Genomic DNA, 6,054 nt, shown 5'->3' on the forward strand with positions numbered 1-6,054 from the left:
AAAATTGCTTATTTTAAGACAAATTAATATTTGAATATTTAAGAAAAATTGGGAAATTAAATAATGAAAAAAATCAACAAAATACTATTATCTTTAGGCAGTGTTGCTTCATTAGCATCATTACCATTAGTGGCTGCAAACTGCAATGGGACTAATAAACAAAAAGAAGAAAAATCTCCTGCTAAAAATCCAGAAAAAAACAAAGAAGGTGAAACTTCAACCACAATTCCTGCAACTAAGCCAGAAACTAATACTCCAAAAGAAAAATCTCAAGAAGAAAAAGCTCTTGCAGCTTCAACTTATATTTATGAAGTTTGAGGTAGAGACATTTATAAATATCAACCAAAAACTGTAGAACCAAAAAAACCTAATGAATTAAGCCTAGAAGATATTCTAAAGAAACAAAAAGCAAATGAAGAAAAAGCAACTAATGCAAATTTAGTGCCTAAGAAAATAGATCCTAAGAAAAAACAAGGTGATGAAAAATTAGTTAACGGTTGACTAAATAGTCTTAAAAGTCTAAACTAATAAATACTTTTTCCACAGCATTTGCTGTGTTTTTTTGTCAACTAAAAAAGCAAAGTGCAGAGTCCCCCAAATACCGGACAAAACCGGTAAACGAAAAGAGGGGGATTTTTTATATGTCAAAATATGCGTATAATCTAAAGAAGAAAGTGATTTATGACTTTCTTTTAGGTGAAAATTTAACGAACGTTTCTAAAAAATATGAAATTGCACAGTCCCCAATTACCGAACAAAAATAAAAACATAACAATTAGCTAAAAATGTCCTCATTCTGAGGCATTTTTTTAACTTTTTGCTGCTACTTTGGCAAAAAAAAAAGTAAAATTAATTTTTTAGTACAAAGATATAAAAAGTTAAGAACAAAAGGTTATCTATTAATTTTTTCCTTTGTTTCTTTACTGCCTTACAAAACTTTATATTTTTTAGCAATAGCAGCTAAAAATTTTTGATAATTTTAACTTAATTTTTTAGGAGAAATAATGAAAAATATAGGAAGCAAATTCCTAAAAAAGATTGGAATTTTATTCACAATCACATCCCTACCTTTAATTGCTATTTCATGTAAAAAACCTAACAATGAAACAAATAATAACAGCAATCAAGCACAAAGCGAAGCTATTAAATTTGATATTTCAGAATTAAAAGATAAAATTGAACCTCAAAATAACTGACAAATTAAAGATATTTTAGAAGCTTTGCAAAAACAAAATGGACTAGAAAAATTAAATGAAGCTGATTTTGAATTTAGTATCAAAAAAGCTAATTTACTAAAAGACGGAAGTCTTGTTATTAAAACTAAAGATAACTCAGAGATTATAAAAGGTCAACTAAATTTAACCATTAAGAAACTTACCAAATTAGAAAAAGTTGAAACACAATATAATGCAGATAAAACCGAAGTTTTAGTTATTGGATATGATGAAAAAGGTAAAATTTCAAAATTTCTAGACACTGTTAAAAAAGTTCCAGAAAAACTACCTGAAGAAATTACTAGTTTAGCTGATGCATTTAGAAAAAATCGATCTGAAAGAATTGAAAATCTTGACAAGTGAGATACATCAAATATTGTAAGTATGTTTTCTATGTTTGATCAAGCTAAAAATTTCAATCAAGATCTAAAATCTTGAAACACTGAAAATGTAAGTGATATGAGATTAATGTTTCACAAGGCTGCAAAATTTAATGGTGATATTTCAAACTGAAACACAAAGAGTGTAACAACTATGCAAAGCATGTTTGAAGATGCAAACAACTTCAATTCAAACATTTCAAATTGAAATACTGAAAATGTTAAAAACATGAAGAAAATGTTTATGAATGCATCTAAATTTAATCAAAGTCTTGATCGTTGAAATCTTAAGAGTATAAAAGAAATAAATTCAATGTTTTCTGGAGCTTCTGAATTTAATAGCGATGTATTCAAACTAGACAATAACCAAGTTGCAGATTTAAGCTATATGTTTTATAAAGCTGCTAAATTCAATAAACCCCTAAAGGATTGAAATGTTTCAAAAGTAAAGAATATGAGTCATATGTTTAGCAATGCTAAAGATTTTAATCAAGATATAACAAAATGAGATGTTTCAAGCGTTGATTTAATGCATAATATGTTTAGTGAAACTAATTCTTTTAATCAAGATATTAAGGCTTGAGATGTAAAGAATGTAACAAATATGGACCAAATGTTCTGAAATGCTATTTCCTTCAATCAAAATATATCAACTTGAGTAGTAACAAAAGTTTCTTCATCTAATAACTTTAGCCGTCATATGACAGAATCAAATAAGCCTAAATTTAGCAACATAAAAAGAGGTTAAATTTTAGTTAGTATTATCTAATTTTCTATTGAAAACAAACCGTTTTTAAAACAATAAAATTAGTCAATTTTAGCTGTTATTTCTTGTTAAAAACCTACAAAATTCATTGAATTAGACTGAAAATTCAATGAATTTTTGCTATTTTTGGCAAAAAAAAAAAAAGTAAAATATGGTTTTGTAGCAATCAAAGATTGCTACCTAAAGTAAAGAAAACTAATATTTAAATATTTGAATAAATTAAATTAGGAAATTAGGTTATGAAAAAAATAAACAAATTTCTATTAGCTCTAGGAAGCGTTGCTTCTTTAGCTGCAATGCCACTAATTGCTGCAAATTGTGGTGGAACTAAGAATGAACAAAAAACTCCAAGTGAAAAAAACCCTGGAAATAATAACAATAACCAAGGTGGAAATAATTCTGGAGGAACCAATAATTCAGGATCAAATAATCAAAATAAAAAGGAAGACAAAGTTGCAGCACTTAAGGCTGAATACAATGTACTAAGTGAAGTAGCTAAAAAGTTTCCAGGGAAACTATATGGTGAAAAACTTTGAGATCAATTTGATAAATTAAGAAAAGAAATTACTGCTCTTAACAAAGATACAAATGAAGATAAAGTTAAGGAAATTGAAAAACATTTATCTGAATTTGATAAGAAAATTCTTGCTGAATTAGATGATAAATATACAGATGCAATCGCAGGATATAAACATCTATTAAATTACAAATTGAATGCAATTAATGAAAAAGCTAAAAAATCACCATTTAATAAGTACGACACTGTGTGAACTGATTTTGATAAGTTAAGAAATCAAATAAAAACAGCTAAGAAAAATGATTTTTCAAAAATCATTGAAGAACTTAAAAAGTTTGCTGAAAAAGTTGAAAAGTTAAACTAAAAATTATTAAGTTTTAATGTCAATATTTTTAAAATATATACCTGCAATAAGCAGGTATTTTTTATATTTTGGTCAGTCTTTGATGTGGGATTTTCTAATTAATATAAAGATTAACTAAAATACTAATTTAACTTATAAAATAGGAAATTTCCTTTAAAAACACTGAGTTTTGATTGAAAGGTCAGTGTTTTTTTATGACTTTGGCAAAAAAAAAAAAAAAAGTAAAATATGGGTTTGTAGCAATTGTAAATTGCTACCTAAAGTTAATAACTTGATATTTAAATATTTGAATAATTAGGAAATTAAATAATGAAAAAACTAAATAAATTTCTTCTAGCTTTAGGAAGTGTTGCTTCTTTAGCTTCAATGCCACTAATTGCAGCAAAATGTGGTGGAACTAAAGAAGAAGCAAAGAAACCTGAAGCAAATGATCCGAATGCAAATAATTCACAGAATGGTAGAAATAAAGACAATAATTCTTCAGAAAAAAATAATGCCATAGAAGAAGTTCTTAAGGAAAATGACGATAAATTCAAGAGCTTTGAAGCAGTTAAGGCTAAATTAACAAAGACCAAAGAAGAATTATCTAAAGAATCAAGTCTAGATTTGATATTAAAAGATGGAAAAGAAAAAAAGATTACTAAAGATGATTTAATGAAAGATCTAGACGAAGCTATTAAAACTATTGAGCAATTCACTAAGAACTTTAAAGATGAAGTTCTAAAAACTGCTAAAAAAGAATTTGCAGGCTTAGAAGACTTTAAACAACATGTTCAAAATACAATTGATGATTTTGAATCTTATCTAGAATCATTTTGAGGAGATGAAATAGATACTCTTCTTTTAACTCCTTTTGAAGCTAATACTGCAAAGATAGAAGAAAAATCTAATTTATCTCAATCAACAGAATTTGTTAAAAAAGAATTAGAAAAGATTGAAAAAATTAAAGTAAAAATTGAAAAATTTGAATTAAAAGATAGCGAAACTTTTCTAAAAGATAAAAAAGTTAAAAAAGAACTATTAGAAAAAGAACTTAAAACAATAACAAGTGATATAACAAGTTTTGTTTCTCAAATTCAAGAAGACTTAAAGGATGTTGAAAAAGATCCTGAATTAATTAATGAAATAATTGAAGATATTTATGCTTTTGAAAATGACTATCTATCTACATTCTGAGATCCTGAAAAAGATATCTTATTACTAGATGCTTTTGATTACTTATAATGGAAAAATAAACCTAAAACTTTTTAAAAACACTGAGTTTTGATTGAAAATTCAGTGTTTTTTTGTGACTTTGGCAAAAAAAAAAAAAAGTAAAATTTGTATTTGTAGCAGTGTAACTGCTATATTTAACCTAATTAAAATACAAATATTTGAATATTTAAATAAAAATTGAAAGATTGATATTATGAAAAAACTAAATAACTTTCTATTAGCTTTAGGTTCAATATCATCATTAGCAGCTTTACCACTAATTGCAGCATCATGTGATAAAACTAATAAAAATGATAATACAAATAAAGCACCTGAAACAGATCCTAAAAATCCTACCAATCCTTCTAATTCAACAACACCACCAGCAGATGACCCAAGTGCTACAACACAAAAAGCTGATGGAGAAAATGTAAAGAAACTTAAAGAACAAACTGAAAAACTAGTTAAAGATTTAACAGAAAAAATCGCTAAGATTAAAAGTGCTAAGTTTGACAACGACAAACTAAGTAAATTAAAAGACGATGAAAAAAATAAACTTGGTCTTAAAAATCTAAAAGACGATAGCACATTTAAGAAATTACAAGAAGAATTCACTAAAGAATTAGAAGAATTTATAAAAGATTTAAAAGAAGATATACTTGACAAAATCGAAAAGAAAGAAACAATAGATGAAGAAGAAGCATCAGATCTTTTAGAACACACTAAACCAATTCCAGATTTTGTTAAAGAACAATTTACTATCTTTGAAAAAGTTTCAAAATAATAATCAATACTATATAATTCTTACATAACAATTATAAACACTGAATTTCAATCATAATTCAGTGTTTTATTTAATTTTTAAATCAATTTTGAAAGATAAATATTATGAAAAAATTTAACAAATCTCTATTAGTTCTAAGTTCTCTTACTCCTTTATTTGCAATGCCTTTAATTGCTGCAAAATGCAGCAAGAAAATCAAGACCACTGATGAAGAAACAAAGATTAGTGATTCAAAAACTGCAAATAAATCAATTAATTCAGCTAAAAAAGAACAAGAAAGTAATTCATTAAAATCAAACCAATCATCAACTCCTAAAAAAGAAGAAACAGCACTTGAAAAATTAAAGAAACAACTAAGCGAATTAATTCAAGACTTTGAAAATATGATTTCTAAGATCGGAGCAGCTCAATTTGATGACCAAAAAGCTAAAAAATTTATTAATGATGGAAAACATCCAGAATACAAAGATAAACTAACAAAGGATAACTTTCCTAAATTAGTTTCTGAATTCAAATCTGAGTTAGCCGAATTTGTAAAAAGTTTTAAAGAAACACAAAAAGACCTTACTGATGAGGTGCCCTTAGAAGATATTAAAAGCCTTATTGATCACAATGATGGCATTAATAAAATAATGAACGACAAGTTTGAAACCTTTAAGGAATTTTCCAATTTAAATTAGTAATTTTAGTTATCTTTTAATAGTAAAAAAAGTTACTAATTAATAGAGACACTTCAAATCAATTTTTATTCCAAAACACTGATTTTTAACTAAATTTCAGTGTTTTTTAACATTTTTGTGACCAAAATTCGCTTTTTTTTTTTTTTTTTTTGGAA

7 protein-coding genes are annotated in these 6,054 nt (G+C 25.9%); all 7 read left to right on the forward strand.

Features of this window, described 5'->3' with window-relative positions; all coding sequences use genetic code 4:
- The first annotated feature begins 63 nt into the window (after positions 1–63).
- The 7 genes from MAU_RS01075 to MAU_RS01105 all read left to right on the forward strand — a co-directional run bounded on the left by MAU_RS01075 (position 64) and on the right by MAU_RS01105 (position 5,899).
- Positions 64–528 carry a variable surface lipoprotein gene (locus MAU_RS01075; RefSeq protein ID WP_004423885.1) on the forward strand — a complete coding sequence of 155 codons (465 nt, stop codon included), beginning with the start codon at positions 64–66 and terminating at the stop codon, positions 526–528.
- 113 nt (positions 529–641) lie between these two features.
- Complete coding sequence (locus MAU_RS03715; protein WP_274517385.1) at positions 642–764, forward strand: hypothetical protein; 123 nt, start codon at positions 642–644, stop codon at positions 762–764.
- Between the two features lie 240 nt (positions 765–1,004).
- Entirely contained in the window at positions 1,005–2,342 is a 1,338-nt protein-coding gene (locus MAU_RS01085; protein WP_004423887.1) for a BspA family leucine-rich repeat surface protein, read from the forward strand.
- A 257-nt stretch (positions 2,343–2,599) separates the two neighbouring features.
- Positions 2,600–3,241, forward strand: a complete 642-nt coding sequence (locus MAU_RS03405; RefSeq protein ID WP_004423889.1) for a variable surface lipoprotein — start codon at positions 2,600–2,602, stop codon at positions 3,239–3,241.
- A 309-nt stretch (positions 3,242–3,550) separates the two neighbouring features.
- Positions 3,551–4,465 carry a variable surface lipoprotein gene (locus tag MAU_RS03410; protein ID WP_004423892.1) on the forward strand — a complete coding sequence of 305 codons (915 nt, stop codon included), beginning with the start codon at positions 3,551–3,553 and terminating at the stop codon, positions 4,463–4,465.
- A 184-nt stretch (positions 4,466–4,649) separates the two neighbouring features.
- Positions 4,650–5,219 carry a variable surface lipoprotein gene (locus MAU_RS03415; protein WP_004423893.1) on the forward strand — a complete coding sequence of 190 codons (570 nt, stop codon included), beginning with the start codon at positions 4,650–4,652 and terminating at the stop codon, positions 5,217–5,219.
- Between the two features lie 104 nt (positions 5,220–5,323).
- On the forward strand, positions 5,324–5,899 hold the full coding sequence (locus MAU_RS01105) for a variable surface lipoprotein (RefSeq protein ID WP_004423895.1): 576 nt from the start codon (positions 5,324–5,326) through the stop codon (positions 5,897–5,899).
- Positions 5,900–6,054: the final 155 nt, after the last annotated feature.

The organism is Metamycoplasma auris 15026 (genome assembly GCF_000367765.1).
GTDB classification, from domain to species: domain Bacteria; phylum Bacillota_I; class Bacilli_A; order Mycoplasmatales; family Metamycoplasmataceae; genus Metamycoplasma; species Metamycoplasma auris_A.